The sequence below is a fragment of the Nocardia exalbida NBRC 100660 genome (assembly GCF_000308575.1).
In the GTDB taxonomy this organism is placed as follows: Bacteria; Actinomycetota; Actinomycetes; order Mycobacteriales; family Mycobacteriaceae; genus Nocardia; species Nocardia exalbida.
This window is the reverse complement of the sequence record NZ_BAFZ01000002.1, coordinates 221,451-237,487: the sequence shown is the minus strand read 5'-3', so window position 1 is coordinate 237,487 and position 16,037 is coordinate 221,451. Positions and strand designations below refer to the sequence as shown.

11 protein-coding genes are annotated in these 16,037 nt (G+C 69.5%); 7 read left to right on the top strand and 4 right to left on the bottom strand.

The features are described 5' to 3' along the window. Positions 1 to 97: 97 nt before the first annotated feature. The 5 genes from dprE1 (at position 98) to ON29_RS01510 (ending at position 9,867) form a co-directional block, all read left to right on the top strand. Positions 98 to 1,585 carry a decaprenylphosphoryl-beta-D-ribose oxidase gene (dprE1, locus tag ON29_RS01530; RefSeq protein WP_040864262.1) on the top strand — a complete coding sequence of 496 codons (1,488 nt, stop codon included), beginning with the start codon at positions 98 to 100 and terminating at the stop codon, positions 1,583 to 1,585. Continuing rightward, positions 1,582 to 2,343, top strand: coding sequence for a decaprenylphospho-beta-D-erythro-pentofuranosid-2-ulose 2-reductase (dprE2, locus tag ON29_RS01525; RefSeq protein ID WP_040864261.1), 762 nt, complete (start codon positions 1,582 to 1,584; stop codon positions 2,341 to 2,343). Before dprE1 ends, dprE2 begins: the two co-directional genes overlap by 4 nt. Positions 2,344 to 2,554: 211 nt before the next feature. Next, on the top strand, positions 2,555 to 4,510 hold the full coding sequence (locus ON29_RS01520; protein ID WP_040864260.1) for a galactan 5-O-arabinofuranosyltransferase: 1,956 nt from the start codon (positions 2,555 to 2,557) through the stop codon (positions 4,508 to 4,510). Positions 4,511 to 4,687: 177 nt separating this feature from the next. Continuing rightward, the gene (locus ON29_RS01515) at positions 4,688 to 6,475 is read left to right on the top strand and encodes a DUF6541 family protein (RefSeq protein ID WP_040864332.1); all 1,788 of its coding nucleotides are present in this window, start codon (positions 4,688 to 4,690) and stop codon (positions 6,473 to 6,475) included. A 44-nt stretch (positions 6,476 to 6,519) separates the two neighbouring features. Next, positions 6,520 to 9,867 carry an arabinosyltransferase domain-containing protein gene (locus tag ON29_RS01510; RefSeq protein ID WP_040864259.1) on the top strand — a complete coding sequence of 1,116 codons (3,348 nt, stop codon included), beginning with the start codon at positions 6,520 to 6,522 and terminating at the stop codon, positions 9,865 to 9,867. 53 nt (positions 9,868 to 9,920) lie between these two features. Here the strand turns inward: ON29_RS01510 and ON29_RS01505 are convergent, their stop codons facing one another. After that, entirely contained in the window at positions 9,921 to 10,853 is a 933-nt protein-coding gene (locus ON29_RS01505) for an NADP-dependent oxidoreductase (protein WP_040864258.1), read from the bottom strand. 99 nt (positions 10,854 to 10,952) lie between these two features. Here ON29_RS01505 and ON29_RS01500 point away from each other — a divergent pair, with 99 nt between their 5' ends. Further along, entirely contained in the window at positions 10,953 to 11,354 is a 402-nt protein-coding gene (locus ON29_RS01500; protein ID WP_040864257.1) for a winged helix-turn-helix transcriptional regulator, read from the top strand. A gap of 85 nt (positions 11,355 to 11,439) precedes the next feature. Next, positions 11,440 to 11,598 carry a hypothetical protein gene (locus ON29_RS36315; protein WP_168434190.1) on the top strand — a complete coding sequence of 53 codons (159 nt, stop codon included), beginning with the start codon at positions 11,440 to 11,442 and terminating at the stop codon, positions 11,596 to 11,598. Between the two features lie 78 nt (positions 11,599 to 11,676). Here the strand turns inward: ON29_RS36315 and ON29_RS01495 are convergent, their stop codons facing one another. The 3 genes from ON29_RS01495 to ON29_RS01490 form a co-directional block, all read right to left on the bottom strand. Beyond that, positions 11,677 to 12,264, bottom strand: coding sequence for a Uma2 family endonuclease (locus tag ON29_RS01495; protein WP_040864256.1), 588 nt, complete (start codon positions 12,262 to 12,264; stop codon positions 11,677 to 11,679). Positions 12,265 to 12,315: 51 nt separating this feature from the next. Continuing rightward, the gene (locus tag ON29_RS35530) at positions 12,316 to 12,459 is read right to left on the bottom strand and encodes a hypothetical protein (protein WP_157172625.1); all 144 of its coding nucleotides are present in this window, start codon (positions 12,457 to 12,459) and stop codon (positions 12,316 to 12,318) included. 140 nt (positions 12,460 to 12,599) lie between these two features. Beyond that, entirely contained in the window at positions 12,600 to 15,965 is a 3,366-nt protein-coding gene (locus ON29_RS01490) for an arabinosyltransferase domain-containing protein (protein WP_040864255.1), read from the bottom strand. Positions 15,966 to 16,037 lie beyond the last annotated feature (72 nt).

Genomic DNA, 16,037 nt, shown 5'->3' with positions numbered 1-16,037 from the left:
CCGGCGATGACCGGGATTCGGCGTTGATCCGACGTGTGCGCAACTACCCGTGGGTAGAGCGACCCCGTTCCCATCCGGCGTCATACCTGTAGCCTCTATGCCGATGTCCACGAAAGCTCCGACCGCCACCAAGACAACCGGGAACGACAAGGGCGCCGGCGTCACGAACGACGGCCCGGCCGCGGGGAACGCGTTCGACCTTCCGACGCGCACCCGTACGTTGACCGGGTGGGGTCGCACCGCACCCACCTCTTCCGAAGTGCTCTCGACCAGCGATCCCGAACTGATCGCCAAGGCAGTCGCCATGGTCGCCGAGGACAACGACGGCAAGCCCGCCCACCTGCGGCGCGGCGTGATCGCCCGCGGCCTCGGCCGCTCCTACGGCGACCACGCGCAGAACGCGGGCGGCCTGGTCGTCGATATGACCGCGCTGAACAACATCCATCGGATCGACCGCGACACCCGCATCGTGGACGTGGACGGCGGCGTCAGCCTGGACCAGCTCATGAAGGCCGCGCTGCCGTTCGGCCTCTGGGTGCCGGTGCTGCCCGGCACCCGCCAGGTGACGATCGGGGGCGCGATCGCCTCCGACATCCACGGCAAGAACCACCACAGCGAGGGCAGCTTCGGCAATCACGTGCGCTCGATCGATCTGCTCACCGCCGACGGGCAGGTGCAGCACATCACGCCGAAGCGCAACGCCAAGCTGTTCTGGGCGACCGTCGGCGGCAACGGGCTCACCGGCATCATCCTGCGCGCGACCATCGAGATGGTGCCCACGGAAACCGCCTACTTCCTCAACGACGGCGTGAAGACCACGACCCTCGACGAGACCATCGCCGCGCACAGCGACGGCAGCGAGGCGAACTACACCTACTCGAGCGCCTGGTTCGACGTGATCAGCCCGCTGCCCAAGCTGGGCCGCGCCACGATCACCCGGGGCAGGCTGGCCAAGCTCGACGAGCTGCCCAAGCGGCTGCGCAGCAAGCCGCTGAAGTTCGACGCGCCGCAGCTGATGACCGTCCCGGACATTTTCCCGAACTGGACGATGAACAAGGTCACGCTGATGTCCATCGGCGAGGCGTACTACCGGATGGGCGGCAACTACACCGGCAAGGTGCAGAACCTGACGCAGTTCTATCACCCGCTGGACATGATCGCGGAGTGGAACCGCGGCTACGGCTCCAACGGCTTCCTCCAGTACCAGTTCGTGGTGCCCACCGAGGCGGTCGAGGAATTCAAGCGGATCATCATGGACATCCAGGCGTCCGGGCACTACTCGGCGCTGAACGTGTTCAAGCTGTTCGGCCCGGCCAACCAGGCCCCGCTGAGCTTCCCTATGCCGGGCTGGAACATCTGCGTCGACTTCCCGATCAAGCCGGGCCTCAACGAGCTGGTCGGCGAGCTGGACCGGCGGGTGCTCGAGTTCGGCGGGCGGCTGTACACCGCGAAGGACTCGCGGACCACCGCCGAGACCTTCCACAAGATGTATCCCCGGATCGACGAGTGGATCAAGGTCCGCCGCAGCGTCGACCCCACAGGCGTGTTCATGTCCGATATGGCGAGAAGGCTGGAGCTGCAGTGATCAATGCCGTTGGCAACCCGCAGTCGATTCTGCTGCTGGGTGGCACCTCGGAGATCGGCTTGGCAATCTGCGCGGAGTACCTGAAGAAGGGGCCCGCGCGCATCACCCTCGCGGCGCTGCCCGGTGATCCGCTGCGGGAGGGCGCGGTCGCCCAGATGAAGGCCGCGGGCGCGAGCCAGGTCGACGTCATCGACTTCGACGCGCTCGACACCGAGAGCCACCCCAAGGTGATCGACGCCGCGTGGGACGCGGGTGACGTGGACGTCGCGATCGTCGCCTTCGCCCTCGACGGCGATCCCGAGGAGCTGTGGCAGAACCAGAGCAAGGCCGTGCGGGTCGCCCAGATCAACTACACCGCCTCGGTCTCCGTCGGCGTGCTGGTGGGCGAGAAGATGAAGGCGCAGGGCTTCGGCCGGATCATCGCGATGTCGTCGGTGGCCGGTGAGCGGGTGCGGCGCTCGAACTTCGTCTACGGGTCGACCAAAGCCGGCCTGGACGGCTTCTACCTCGGGCTCGGCGAAGCGCTGCGGCCGCACGGCCCGCGCGTGCTGGTGATCCGGCCCGGCATGGTGCGCACCAAGTTCTCGGCGCACGTCAAAGAGGCTCCGCTCACCGTCGACAAGGAAGATGTCGCGGCGCTGGCGGTCGCGGCCTCGCAGCGGGGGAAGGAACTGGTCTGGGCGCCGGGCGGCTTCCGCTACGTGATGATGGTGCTGCGGCACGTCCCGCGCGCGATCTTCCGCAGACTGCCGATCTGACCCTCGGCGAACGAACTCGGTGCCCGCGTGATCGGTGATCGCGCGGGCACCTATCGTCTGACGGAGTGGACCCTGTGAACCCGGAGGCGCCCATGCGAGTAATCCAGTGCGACGAGTGCGGAGCGGTCCGTTGAGCACGGTGACCGCAACGGACGAAGCGCCGCCGCGGCCCGCCGATCCGGCCCCGGCGCCGGGGCGGAGGTCGCTCGCGATGCGGCAGATCGCCTCGGGCGTCGGTGAAGCCGCGCTCGCGGCGATCGTCGCCGCTGTGGTGGCCGCCGTCGGGCTCGTCGCGTTCTCGCTGGTGCAGTGGCCCGCCTTCAACGCCTCGAACGTGACGCGGGCGCTGACCACGGTCGGGCAGGTCGCCGCCGCGGTCATGCTCGCGGTCGCGATCGCGCTGCTGCGGCTGCGCAAGTGGCCCTTGCTCGCGAAACCGCTGTCCTGGATCGGTCTTTCGACGTTCGTCACGTTCACGCTCGGCATGCCGCTGGCGGCGACGAAGCTGTATCTGTTCGGCGTCTCGGTGGATCAGGAGTTCCGCACCGAGTTCCTCACGCGGCTCACCGATTCCGCCGCGCTACGCGATATGACGTACGCGGATCTGCCGTCCTTCTACCCCGCGGGCTGGTTCTGGATCGGCGGGCGGGTCGCGAATCTGCTCGGGATGGACGGCTGGGAGGTGTTCAAGCCGTACGCGATCGGCTTCCTCGCGGTGGCCGCCGTCGTCGCGCTGGTGCTGTGGTCGAAGCTGATCCGCGCGGATTGGGCGGTGGGCGTCGCCGCGGCGAGCACGGCGGTCACGCTTGCCTACGCCGCGCCCGAGGCGTACAGCGCCGTCATCGTGCTGCTGCTTCCGCCCGCCCTCGTGCTCGCTTGGGGGGCGCTGTATCGGCCCCTGGAGGACGTGCGGGCGGAGGACACCGAGCATCGCACCGCCGGTGGGTGGGGCGCGGTCGTCGGTACCGGATTGTTCCTGGGCTGGGCGGCCACGTTCTACACCCTCTACTTCCTCGTGGCCGCCTTCGCGGTCGCTCTGATGGGGCTGCTGGCGGCCTTCCTGGCGGTGCGCGCGCGGCGGGCCGCCGACCAGCCGGGTCGCGCTCGCGTGGCGACGGCCTCGGCGCGCCGCCCTTGGCGCGCGGCGGTGCCGCCGCTGACGCGGCTGCTGGTGATCGCGGCGATCGCCGGACTGGTCGCGCTCGTCGTGTGGGCCCCGTACCTGGCGAAGGCGCTGCGCGGCACGACCGCGAGCTCCGGAACCGCCCTGCACTACCTGCCGGAAGCCGGAGCCGAGCTGCCCCTGCCGATGTTCCAGTTCTCGCTGCTCGGAGCGCTGTGCCTGATCGGCACCATATGGCTGGTGCTGCGCGGGGCGTCGTCGCGCAGGGCGCAGGCGCTGGGTATCGGGGTGGCGGCGATCTACCTGTGGACGCTGCTGTCCATGGTGGCGACGGCCGCGGGCACCACGCTGCTGTCGTTCCGGCTGGAGCCGGTGCTGCTGGTGTTGCTGTCGGTCGCGGGCGCGTTCGGGTTCGTGGAGGGCGCGCGGGCGATCTACCAGGCGTTGAACGAGCCCGCCCGGTTCCGGCTGGTGGCGATCGTCGTCGCGACGATCGGCGCGCTGGCCTTCGCTCAGGACATCCCGCATGTGCTGACCGCCGAGATCACCACCGCCTACACCGACACCGACGGCGACGGAAACCGGGCCGACCAGCGAGCCGCCTCAGCGGTTGCGCACTACCGCGAGGTGGATCGGGCGCTCACCGCGCAGACCGGGCGATCCCGCTCGGACACGGTGGTGCTCACCGCCGACACCAGCTTCCTTTCCTTCTACCCCTACTTCGGCTTCCAGGCGCTCACCTCGCACTACGCCAATCCGCTCGCCGATTTCGCCGAGCGCGGGGCCACCATCAAGCGCTGGAGCCAACTGAAGACGTCGCAGGAGTTGCTCGACGCGATGGCGGCGAGCCCGTGGCGTGCGCCGGACGCGTTCCTGTTCCGGCGCAGCGGCGACAGCTACACCTTGCGGCTGGCCGAGGACGTCTACCCGAACGACCCGAACGTGGCGCGCTACTCGGTGAGCTTCCCCAAGGAACTGTTCGCCGACTCGCGTTTCACCAGCACAGACATCGGGCCGTTCACGCTGGTCACCGTCCGCCGCTGACCGATGCGGCGAATTCGCCACGGTTGAACTCGCGCGAAGTGGATACCCCTCCCGTTTGTCGGTCCACGCACAGCGTGGTTGGTATGGAGGGCGCTGTCGAGGAGTGATGCGCAGGTGACACGTGCACAAGACGTCGAAACCGGCGCAGAGACGGAATCGGCGGAGGTCGCGGTCGCGATGGAAGCGACAGCGACCGGAGTGCTCACCAGTCCCGCGCGAACCCGGCTCCCCCGCCTCCGGGCCGGTGGGGCCGATCTGCTCGTCGTTCTCGGCTACCTGGCACTGGCCGCGGCGGTGCTGTCGGGTCAGTGGCGCGACACCGACAGCGGATACCTGATCAAGAGCGGTCAGGACCAGACGATGTGGGAGTGGTTCTTCGCCGTCACCGCGCACGCGGTCGCCAACTTGCAGAACCCGCTCGGCACCGACCTGCAAAATTTTCCGGCCGGGGTGAACATGATGGCCAATACGGCCATGTTCGGCGTCGGTGTGCCGCTGACGCCGGTCACCTTGCTCTTCGGGCCCACCGTCACGTTCGTGCTCGTGCTCACCATCGGCCTGGCCGGTACGGCGTTCGCCTGGTATCGCCTGTTCTCCCGCGAACTCGTCCGATCCCGGGCCGCCGCGGTGATCGGCGGCCTGTTCTGCGGTTTCGCGCCCGGGATGATCTCGCACGCCAACGCGCACCCGAATTTCGTCGTGCTGCTGCTGCTTCCGATCATCGCGGGGCGGTTGATCCGGATGACGCGGCGAGCAGCGCAGCCGCGTCGGCGGGTGCGCGATGCCGTCATCCTGGGCCTTATGGTCGCGATGCAGATCGCGCTCGGCGAGGAACCGCTGCTGATCTTCGCACTCGCGTTCGGCGTGTTCGCGCTCGTCTACTACCTGCATGCGCCAGGCGCCGGGCTGCGCGTGGGGCGGACGATCGCCCCCACCCTCGTGCTGGGCGCGGTGATCACCCTGGCGCTCGCCGAGATCCCGCTGTGGTGGCAGTTCTTCGGCCCGCAGAGCTATCGCTCGATCGACCACGGACCGATGGGCAACGATCTCGAAGCGCTGGTGCAGTTCCCGTCCGAGTCGCTGGGTGGCGTGTTCGCTCCCGGCCAGAACGTGGCGATCAACCCGACCGAACAGAACGCGTACTTCGGCTGGCCGCTGCTGCTCCTCGTGGTGTTCACCGTGGGGCTGCTGTGGCGCGACCGGGTGGTGCGGGCCGCGGCCGTGGTGATCGCGGTCTTCGGAGTGCTGTCGCTGGGCGCGGTCGCCACGATCGGCAAGCGGCCGACCGGCATCGCGCTGCCGTGGCGCTGGGCCGAACAGGTCCCGCTGCTGAACACGGTGCTGGAGAGCAGGCTCAGCATGGCCGCGATCCCGGCCATCGCGGTCGTGCTCGCGCTCGCCAGCGAGCGGGCGGTGCGGACCTGGACGCTATCGGCGGTGGACTGGAGGCCGCTCGCGTGGTTCGGCGCTCTCGCCTGCGCGCTGCTGCCGTTGATCCCGACAGTCCTGCCGGTGGTCGAACGGACGCCGACGCCGGATTTCTTCGCCGACGGCGCCGTACGCCGCTACGTCGGCGACGGATCGGTGGCTCTGGTACCCCCGCCCCGGCCGCCCGACGCGCGGGCGCTGCGCTGGCAGGCCGACGCCGAGTTCGGCTTTCCGCTCGCGGGGGGTTACTTCGTCGGCCCGACCGGTACGACCAGGAAAGGGATCTACGGCCCCGAGGCCCGTCCGACCACCGCCCTGCTGGTGCAGGCGCAGGACACCGGGGTGGTGCCGCGGATCGACGCCGACGTGCGCGCCCGCGCGCTGGATGATGTGCGGTTCTGGCGCGCCGACGTCCTGGTGCTGCCCGCGACGAGGAACGGCGAGGTACTGCGCGAGACGGTCACGCAGCTGCTCGGATTCACGCCGACGCGCGTCGAGGACGTCTGGCTGTGGGACGTTCATACGCTGCGTGTGTAAGGGGCAGTCGGAATCACACCGGACGGTAGCTAGCATCAACCACCGTGCGACCGGACCGATCTTCTCGAGCGTTCACCCGTATCCGCTTGATCGCCCTCCTCTCCGGGCTTCTCGGATTCCTGCTGGCGTTGCTGACCCCGATCCTGCCGGTGCGGCAGGATCGGGCGAGCGTGGACTGGCCCGAGCCGGGCGCCGCGAGCGTGGCGGCGCCGCTGGTGTCCTACGAACCGCTGCGGTTGCGCGCGACGCTGCCCTGCTCGCTGGTGAGCGAGCTCGCAGCGGGCGGCACCGTGCTGTCCACCGTCCCGGTGGCCTCCGGCCAGGCGGCGAGCAAAGGTCTGGTGGTCTCGGTCGCCGACGGCGTCCTCTCGGCGGTGCTGCGGGACATCCCGCTGCTGTCCGCGCCGCTGGCGGAGGTCGGGTCCTGCGCGACGATCGGCATCGAGTCGAACGCCGCCGCGACGACCCTCGAACTCACCGGCGTCACCCGCCAGGACGGCACGCCGTTCCGGACCACGATCGGCCGGGACGTGCGACCGCAGCTGGTCGGCGTGTTCACCGACCTGGATGCCGGTCGGCTCGCCGGAGCGCAGGTGCACGCGGACATCGACTCGCGTTTCTCCTCCACACCGACGCCGCTGAAGCTGGCCGCCATGCTCGCCGCCGCTGTGTTCACGCTGATCGCACTCGTCGCACTGCATCTGCTGGACACCACCGACGGGCGCAAAGCGCGGCGGTTCCTGCCCGCGCACTGGTGGCGCGTCACCCCGGCGGACGGCGTCGTGCTGGGCATCCTGGCGCTGTGGCACGTCATCGGGGCGAACACCTCCGACGACGGCTACATCCTGAACATGGCGCGAGCCTCCGAGCACGCGGGCTACATGGCGAACTACTACCGCTGGTTCGCGGTCCCCGAGGCTCCGTTCGGCTGGTCCTACGAGGTACTGGCCTGGATGGCCCGGATCTCCGACGCGAGCCTGTGGATGCGGCTGCCCACCTTGCTCGCGGGGGTGGTCTGCTGGCTGGTGATCAGCCGTGAGGTGCTGCCCCGCCTCGGCGCCCGGGCGCGCCGCAACAAGGTGGCGCTGTGGACGGCCGGGTTGGTGTTCCTCGCGTTCTGGCTGCCCTACGACAACGGGCTGCGCCCCGAACCGCTGATCGCGGCGGGGGCACTGCTCACCTGGTGCTCGATCGAACGCGCCATCGCGACCGGCCGGTTGCTGCCCGCGGCGGTGGCCGTGCTGATCGCCGCGTTCTCCCTTGCGGCGGGCCCGACCGGTCTGATCTGCATCGCGGCGCTGATCGCCGGGTCGCGACCGGTGCTGCTGATCATCATCAAACGTGCGCGCGGTGTGATCCCGGCCCGCACCGGACCCGACGCGGACGCGGCCGCCGCGGGTTCCGCCGAGGCCGCGGCAGCGGTGAACGCTCCCGGGACCGTGCGCAAGACCTCCCGGGCGGCGACGGTCTTCCGGTTCGCCGCGCTGCTCGCCCCCGGCCTTGCCGCGGGCACGCTGGTGCTGGTGGTGATCTTCGCCGACCAGACGCTGTCGACGGTGCTGGAAGCCACCCGGGTCCGCACGATCGTCGGCCCGAACGTCGCGTGGTTCGACGAGCGCACCCGCTGGGATTCGCTGCTCATGCTCTCGCCGGACGGTTCACTGGCGCGGCGGTTCGGCGTACTGGTGATGCTGCTGTGCCTGCTGGTGTGTGTGCTGCAAGTGCTGCGCAAGGGCCGGATTCCGGGCACATCGCGCGGTCCTTCGGTGCGCATTCTCGGCATCGTGTTCGCGTCGCTGTTCTTGATGATGTTCACCCCCACCAAGTGGACGCACCACTTCGGCGTGTACGCCGGACTGGCCGGATCGCTGGCCGCGCTCGCGGCGGTCGCGGTGGGCACCACCGGCATTCGTTCGCCGCGCAACCGCGCGCTGTTCGCCGCCGCCGTGCTGTTCCTGCTCGCCGTGACCTTCACCGGCTCCAACGGGTGGTGGTATGTGTCCAGCTACGGTGTCCCGTGGTGGGACAAGGCGCCGCTGATCGCGGGCAAGGGACTGTCCACGTTGTTCCTCGGACTCAGCGGCGTCGCGTTGCTGATCGCCATCTGGCTGCACTACCGGGAGCCGTATCGGCGCGAGCGGGCGATGGCGCCACGGCGTTTCGACCGGTGGGCGTCGGCGCCGCTGACCGTAGCCGCCGCACTGCTGGTGGTGTTCGAGGTCGCCTCGCTCGCCAAGGCCGCGGCCACGCAGTACCCCGCGTACTCGATCACCAAGTCGAACGTGGAATCGGTCGGCGGGGATTCGTGCGCGCTGGCCAACGAGGTGCTGGTGGAGACCGACACCGCCGATTCGCTGCTGCAACCCTTCACCGGATCACCGGCGGACGGATTGGCCGCGCAGAACAAGGGTTTCACTCCGAACGGGGTGGCGAGCGACCTCACCGCCGACGCCGAGGAGACGGTCTCCGGCGGCGCGAACTCGTTGGACAAGGATTCCGAGAACAAGACCAGCAAGACCACCGGCGCGGGCACCGGAGGCGGCACCACCGCGCAGGCGGGCATCAATGGCAGTACCGTCGCGCTGCCGTTCGGCCTGGACGCGGCGAAGACCCCGGTGCTGGGCAGCTACCAGGACGGCGAGCAGCAGCAGGCGAAGCTGACCACCCAGTGGTACCGGCTCGACCTGACCGACAGCATGCGCCACGACCCGGCCTACCAGGTGCTCGCGATCACCGCGGCGGGCCGGATCCGGTCGGTGGACGCCGACGGCGTGCTCACCTACGGACAGGAACTGCATCTGGAGTACGGCGTCCGCGGCGCGGACGGCGAGGTGCGCACGCTCGGCTCGATCGATCCGCTGGACATCGGCCCCGCGCCGTCCTGGCGCAACCTGCGGGTGCCGCTGGATCGACTGCCGGGGGAAGTGAACGCGGTGCGGCTGGTCGCGATCGACAACGACATCACGCCCAAGCAGTGGCTGGCCGTCACCCCGCCCCGGCTGCCCAAGCTGGCCACACTGAATTCCGTGGTCGGCTCGCAGGATCCGGTGCTGCTCGACTGGCACGTCGGCCTGGCCTTCCCGTGCCAGCGGCCGTTCGACCACAAGGACGGCGTCGGCGAGATCCCGCGGTGGCGCATCCTGCCCGACCGGGTCGGCTCCGACGCCTCCAACGCCTGGCAGGACGACATCGGCGGCGGCCCCCTCGGCTGGACCGGCCTGCTGCTGAAGTCCCAAACCGTCCCCGCCTACCTCGACCACGACTGGGCCCGCGACTGGGGCTCCCTCGAGAAATTCACCCTCTACGCCCCCGACGCCACCCCCGCCACCATCCACATCTCTCCCCGAACCCGTACCGGCCTCGACACCGACGACCCCATCCGCATCCGCTGACCGGCATCCGCTCTCCACGGGTGGCACGGGACATGCGCCACCCGTGGTCGAGGTCACGGGACGAGGACGAGGCGGCCGCGTAGGCCGCCGGAGGCGAGGCGCTTGTGGGCGGCTTCGACGGAGGTGAGGGGAAGGGTTTCGGCTACGCGGAGGGTGAGTTCGCCCGCGTCGACGTGGGCGACCAATTGGTCGAGTTGCGCGCGATCGGCGCGGACCAGCACCGTGCGGACCACGGTTGCGCGCAACGGGATCGGGGTGTTCGGGACGCTGATGGACACGAACCGTCCGCCGCCGCGCACCGCCGCGAGCGTCGTGGGGCCGAGTGCGGCCGCGTCGAGTGCGGCGTCCACTCCGCCGGGGACGAGGGCGCGGACGGCATCCGGCAGGGCGGCCTGGCGCGGCACGAAATCGGTGGCGCCCAACGCGCGGACCGTGTCCTCGTCGGCGGGCGAGGCCGACGCGATCACCCGCACGCCTCGCGCGGCGGCGAGTTCGACGGCGAAGCCGCCGACCGCGCCCGCCGCGCCGGTCACCAGCAGCGTGTCGGTGGGGGCGAGATCCAGCGCGTCGAGTGCCTGGATCGCGGTGAGGCCGTTGAGCGGGATGGTGGCCGCTTGCACCGGAGGCACGGAAACCGGAGCGGGCGCGACGTTTCCGGCCTCCAGGACCACATAGTCGGCCTGCGCGCCGAGCGAGACGTCGAGCCGGTCGCTGATGCCGATCACCGCCTGCCCCACCGTGAACCCCGTGACGCCGGCACCGAGCGCGTCCACCGTGCCCGCGACGTCCCAGCCGACGCCCCATCGGTCGCGCGGCGCGGCGAACGGCGTGCCGCCCACGCCCGCACGCACCATCAGGTCGACCGGATTCACCGTCGCCGCCGCGACCGCGATCCGGATCGCGCCCGGACCCGGTTGCGGCGTCGGCACTTCCACGATCTCCACCTCGGCTTCCGGTCCCGGCCGGTGAACCACTACTGCGCGCATGACGTTCCTTCCTCTCGGCTGTCGACCAACTTACGAGGCGCTACTATCTGCTGGGTAGTAGTTACCCGAGAGTGCGTTAGAGGTGGCGAGGTATCCCCGATGGCTACGAAGACCGCGGCGCAGCGCCGTGAACTGGCCAAACAGCATTACGACGCGTATATCGCCGAGTGCCCGACCCGGCAGCTGCTGGACCGGATCAGCGACAAATGGGTTAGCCTCGTGCTCGCCGCGCTCGCCGAGGGCCCGTTGCGCTACGCCGAACTGAACCGGATCATCGCGGGCGTGAGCCCCAAGATGCTCACCCAGACGCTGCGCGGGCTGGAGCGCGACGGCTTGGTGGAGCGGCGGATCACCGCCGAAGTGCCGGTCCGCGTCGACTACGAACTCACCCCGCTCGGGCACAGCCTCCAGCCGGTCATGAGCGCCGTCAAAGCCTGGGCGGAGGCGCGCATGGACGACGTCATCGCCGCGCGGGCACGCTACGACGGCAGCTTTAAGTAAACCGGTTGTCCGGTCTGAAAATGTGCTCCCACCTGTGGCTAAACATCGCAGGACGAATCGGTTCGATGGCCTTAATCTGATTGCCATGACAACGGCATTCGATGAAATGGATCTGCGCGATCTTGTCGGACTGCTCAGCGAAGAGGAACAACGGGAGCTGCGGCCTGCGGTGCTGCGCGTGCTCGGCCGCCTCCCTTCGCAAGAGGTGCTCCGGCGCGAGCTCGGTCTTCGACTGAAGGTCTGAGCGCCCGGTTCGCACCGGCTGAATACGGCAGGGCCGCCGCGCAGGGTTCACCTGCGCGGCGGCCCTGTGTTCGGGTATTTATCCCGTAGCCAGCTCGCCGAAAGCGACATCGACGGGTATCGGCACGTCCACGGTCAGTCGACGGGTGTGCAAGCACACGAGGTGATACCGGCCTTCGGACAGGCGGTACTCCTCGATCTGCTCGATGCCATCGGCGGGCTCGGTGAGAAAGACGATGAGGTAGACCGGGATACCGGCCGCGGCATATGCGGCTTTCTTCTCCACCGTGTCGGTGTGGTGAGAACTATCGGGAGAAACGATCTCCACTACGAGCACAGTGTCATCGGCATACAACCGTGCGTCGTCGTCCAGACAGCGATACACGACGACATCCGGTCGACGGAGGCTGAGCGGGACGTCGCTGAGCCGGACGTCCACGTCGGTATCGACCATCAAGCACGGCTCCGGCTTCCGCGCCGCTTCCATGTGCGCGGCCATTCGCCTGGCCACGCGATTGTGCAGACGTGATGGACTTTCGCACTTCACGATATGGCCGTCGATTACCTCGATGGTCCGGCAGAACTCAGCGGGCAGCAGATCGTAGTCCCGCGCAGTGATCTGGTCGGGGATCCAGCGGTACCAGTCGCTGGGTGCACCGCTCGTCATGCCCTGAGACTACCGGCAGGCTTGGGCAGATCACGGTACGTATTGCACCGCTCACTGTCCGATGTCGGTCCCTCCGTCCAACTCGTCCCGCGCCGAGTCGATCGCGGCGGCAATGGCGTCGTGTGGGACGCCGGGGCGATCGTCGCCGAACTCGGCCAGCCAAGCCGAGGTCGCGGTCTTTTCGAGCCGAGCCATACGAGGAGTATGCACACCCGAATGTCTACACGCGCACGGGTGGGGTGGCGCGGGCGCCACGCGGCCGCGCCAGGAAAGGACAGGACCGCCGCGCAGGATCAGCGTCCTACGCGGCGGCCCTGTCAAGGTGGTCTGCGCGATCAGAACACCCGCAGACTACCCGGCGACCAGAGCCCGGAACGAGTGGTCGTACCGGTCTCCAGCTTCGCAGGGACGGCGTTGCGGTCGTACTGGTCGTAGCGCTCCAGCGAGCCCCAGTCGCGCGCCCAGTCGTCCTTCAGGTAGGTGGGCACGGTGACCGACTTGGCCAGCATCTGGGAGAAGCCGAGCGGGCCGCCGAATTCCTCGGCCTGCCAGGTGTTCGTCGAGCTGATGGCCAGCGGGCGGTCCGGCAGGATGCGGTAGCCGGGCACCTCGGCCACGCCGTTCTCGTGGTCGAACGGACGCTGGCACGGGAATTGCAGGCCAACCGCCCAGTCCAGCAGGATCGGCTGCTGGGAGCCCAGCAGGCTGTTGAGCGTCTGCAACTTCGGCATGCGCGGCGGCGTGAACGCCAGCCACTGGTCCCCGATCAGGATCGGGTCGTTGGCGACGATGCGCACCGCGTCGGCGTCGGGCGCGATCTCGTCCAACGGCACCCGCAGGTTGCGCCAGGACGGGAACGGGCCGATGTCGCGCGGCAGATAGGTGCCGAGCTTCTGCACGCTGCCGTCGGGCAGGTGCTTGCCGTAGTCGACGGTCAGCGATTGGCCGTACTTCATTGCGCCGGTGTCGTCGAAGGAGAGGATGCGACCGGCGGCCGAGATCACCACCAGCGGCTTGTCCGCCGAACGAGCGGGCAGCCCATACCAGCTCGAGGTGACATTCGCGGGCTGCTGCACACCGTTCTGGTAGCTGCCCAGAATCGGCGTGGTGGCCGGGTCCAGACCGAACGGGAGGGCGACGGTGGAGCCGTTGACGCCGAGCGCGCCCTGACCGCCGCCGGTGCCCGCGCTCTGGCCCTCCGCGAACGCCGCGCCGACCGACTGGGTGGAGGTGTTGCCGGTGCCCGGCTTCACCTCGACACTGTCGGCGGACAGATCGTTGGGCACGCCGTTCGGAGCGAAGCCGACCGGGTCGACGCCGGCCAGCGGGTCGGCCGGATCGGTCGGCGGATGCGCCGGATCGATGATCGGCGCGAGCCTGCCGCCGTTCGGGTCCGGCTCGACCAGCACGTCGTTGGCCAGACCGCAGGTGCTGCCGCCGAGCGCGTCGAAGTTCGACCGCGCCAGCGAGTACGCCGGATACTGCGCGACCGCGCCCTTGACCAGCGAGAGCACCTCGAGCGCGACCATCAGCGCGGCGACCACGGTCAGCGGGATCGCGGCGAACCGGCGGATCCGCCTGCCGCGCGCCGTCTTCGCCGAGGGCTGCGGCGCGGTGTAGTCCTCCCGCAGCGTGTACCAGCCGACCAGCGCCAGCGCCAGGCCGAACAGCATGAGCATGACCGTGTTCGACTGGTAGCCGTGCAGCGAGATGCGCTTGTCGAACCAGGGCACGCCGAAGCTGGACACGTACCAGTAGCCGTTGATGCCGGAGAACGCGATCGCGAGCACGAACAGCAATCCGGCCAGGAAGATCGCCCGGTTCTTGCGGGCCCGCAGGGCGCTCGCCGAGACCGCGACGGCGGTGACCGCCGCCAGCGAGCCCGCGATGCCCGCGTACGCGCCGAAGTGGTGGGTCCACTTGGTCGGGTTGAACATCATGAAGAAGATGGTTCCGAAGACCACGCCCATCAGCCGCCAGGTCGGCCCGCTCGCGATACCCGGCACCTGCCTGCGCCGCAGCAGCACGAGCATGGTGGTGAACAGGCACAGCAGCATCACCAGGAAGGCGAAGCGGCGCGACAGCGAACCGTCGACGGTCTCCACGAACAGGTAGTAGTAGCGCAGGTAGTCCTCGTACCAGGCCAGGTTCGGCCCGGTCACCTGACGCACCCGGTTGGCCTCCTGGATGCCTGCGAAGGTCTGGTCGCTGTAGACCACGGTGAGCACGAGAACGCCCGCCGCGGCGATCGGCGCGAGCAGCGGGAGCGTCGAGCCCCACCGCCCGGCGCCCAGCGCGGCGAAGTGCCGGTGCTTGCGCACCACGATGCGCACCATCGGACGGATACCGGCCAGCAGCGCCGCCACGCACATCAGGCCCGTCGGCGCGGCCGCCAGGGTGAACGCGGCCACCAGGATGGCCACCGCGGCGGGCAGCAACCGTCCGGTCGCGATGGCCCGCTCGATCGACACCCAGGTCAGCAGCGCGCCGAGCGCGACGACCGGCTCGGAGCGCAATCCGTTGTCGAACGGCAGCCAGAACGCCAGGAACACCAGTCCGCCGGTCCACAGCGCCACCTTGCTGGTGCGTACACCGCGGCCGAGGCGGGGCACCACCTCGCGGCTGATCACCAGCCAGCAGAGGATCGCGCAGGCCAGGGCGGGCAACCGCACCCAGGGGCTGGCCGTGGAGATCTCCGAGAAGACCTGGATCACGTAGTAGTACCAGCCGAACGGCGCCTCCGGCACGCCGTACCAGCGGAAGTAGTTGGCCATATAGCCCGCGTGCGGCGCCACCCGCACCATGCTGAGGATATAGCCGTCGTCGGAAGTGTTGGCGCCCGCGAAATGCCACAGCAGCAGCGTGCCGATCACCGCGCCGTCCGCCCAGGTCGGCTTCAGCCAGTTCGCCGGAAGGAACCGGCGGTGGCCGCGCCCGTCACTGCTGTCCAGCCGGGCCAGCGCCGCCAGGGCGATCAGCGTGCACAACACCGCCGCGATCATCGCGATCAGCTTGATCGCGGTCGGGCTGGACGAGAAACGAGTGTCCACCGTCATGTCGAACGACAACCCCGCGGGCGCCGCGCCCTTGAGGTCGGAGAACACACCCACCACCTGAGGCCGCAGATCGCCGCCGAGCTGCCCCTCCACCGGCACGGTCACCAGCTCGGTCGTGCCGGGCGCCGCACCCTCGACCGGCCGCTCCACCTGCTTGGTCAGCCCGGCGAACGCGGCGTAGGTGCGCTCGCTGTCCGAGCTGATGGTCAGCGACGTGCACTCGCCCATGCGGCTGCGGTCGGCCGACACCACCACAGCGTTGCGATCGATCACGTCGACCGAGGTCTCCGAGACCCGCACGAACATCGCCTCCAGCGCGGCCCGGTCGCCCTGCGGCGGCGCGGTGGCCAGCAGCATGCCGCCCCGCTCGGGCAGCTGGGCGATGGTCTCGCACGGAATCGTCGCCTTCAGGTCGATCGGGACCTGCGACATCAGCGGCGCCTGCACGTTGCCGAGCGTCCCGCTCTGCGGCCACTTCAGCACCGCGGTCGTCTGCGTGACCGGCAGGAACGGAGTCGCCAGCGCGAACAGCGCGCCGAGCAGACCGGCGAGCAATGCGATGAGCCGAGCGGTCCGGAAATCGTTCGGGGTCACCACCGGGGCGGCGGGGGGTTTCGTGAGAACAGCGGTTGCGGCGTCGGGCACGGTTGGCAATGCTATCTGCCCGTCTGTCCGCGCGGGCGTCGCGTCGCCGGGAGAAATCGCGGGTCCTCAGTA

Coding starts and splice junctions, on each gene's coding strand:
- dprE1 (WP_040864262.1), top strand. CDS start 98: ATGCCGATGTCCACGAAAGCTCCGACCGCCACCAAGACAACCGGGAAC.
- ON29_RS01520 (WP_040864260.1), top strand. CDS start 2,555: ATGCGGCAGATCGCCTCGGGCGTCGGTGAAGCCGCGCTCGCGGCGATC.
- ON29_RS01515 (WP_040864332.1), top strand. CDS start 4,688: ATGGAAGCGACAGCGACCGGAGTGCTCACCAGTCCCGCGCGAACCCGG.
- ON29_RS01505 (WP_040864258.1), bottom strand. CDS start 10,853: ATGCGCGCAGTAGTGGTTCACCGGCCGGGACCGGAAGCCGAGGTGGAG.
- ON29_RS01500 (WP_040864257.1), top strand. CDS start 10,953: ATGGCTACGAAGACCGCGGCGCAGCGCCGTGAACTGGCCAAACAGCAT.
- ON29_RS36315 (WP_168434190.1), top strand. CDS start 11,440: ATGACAACGGCATTCGATGAAATGGATCTGCGCGATCTTGTCGGACTG.
- ON29_RS01495 (WP_040864256.1), bottom strand. CDS start 12,264: ATGACGAGCGGTGCACCCAGCGACTGGTACCGCTGGATCCCCGACCAG.
- ON29_RS35530 (WP_157172625.1), bottom strand. CDS start 12,459: ATGGCTCGGCTCGAAAAGACCGCGACCTCGGCTTGGCTGGCCGAGTTC.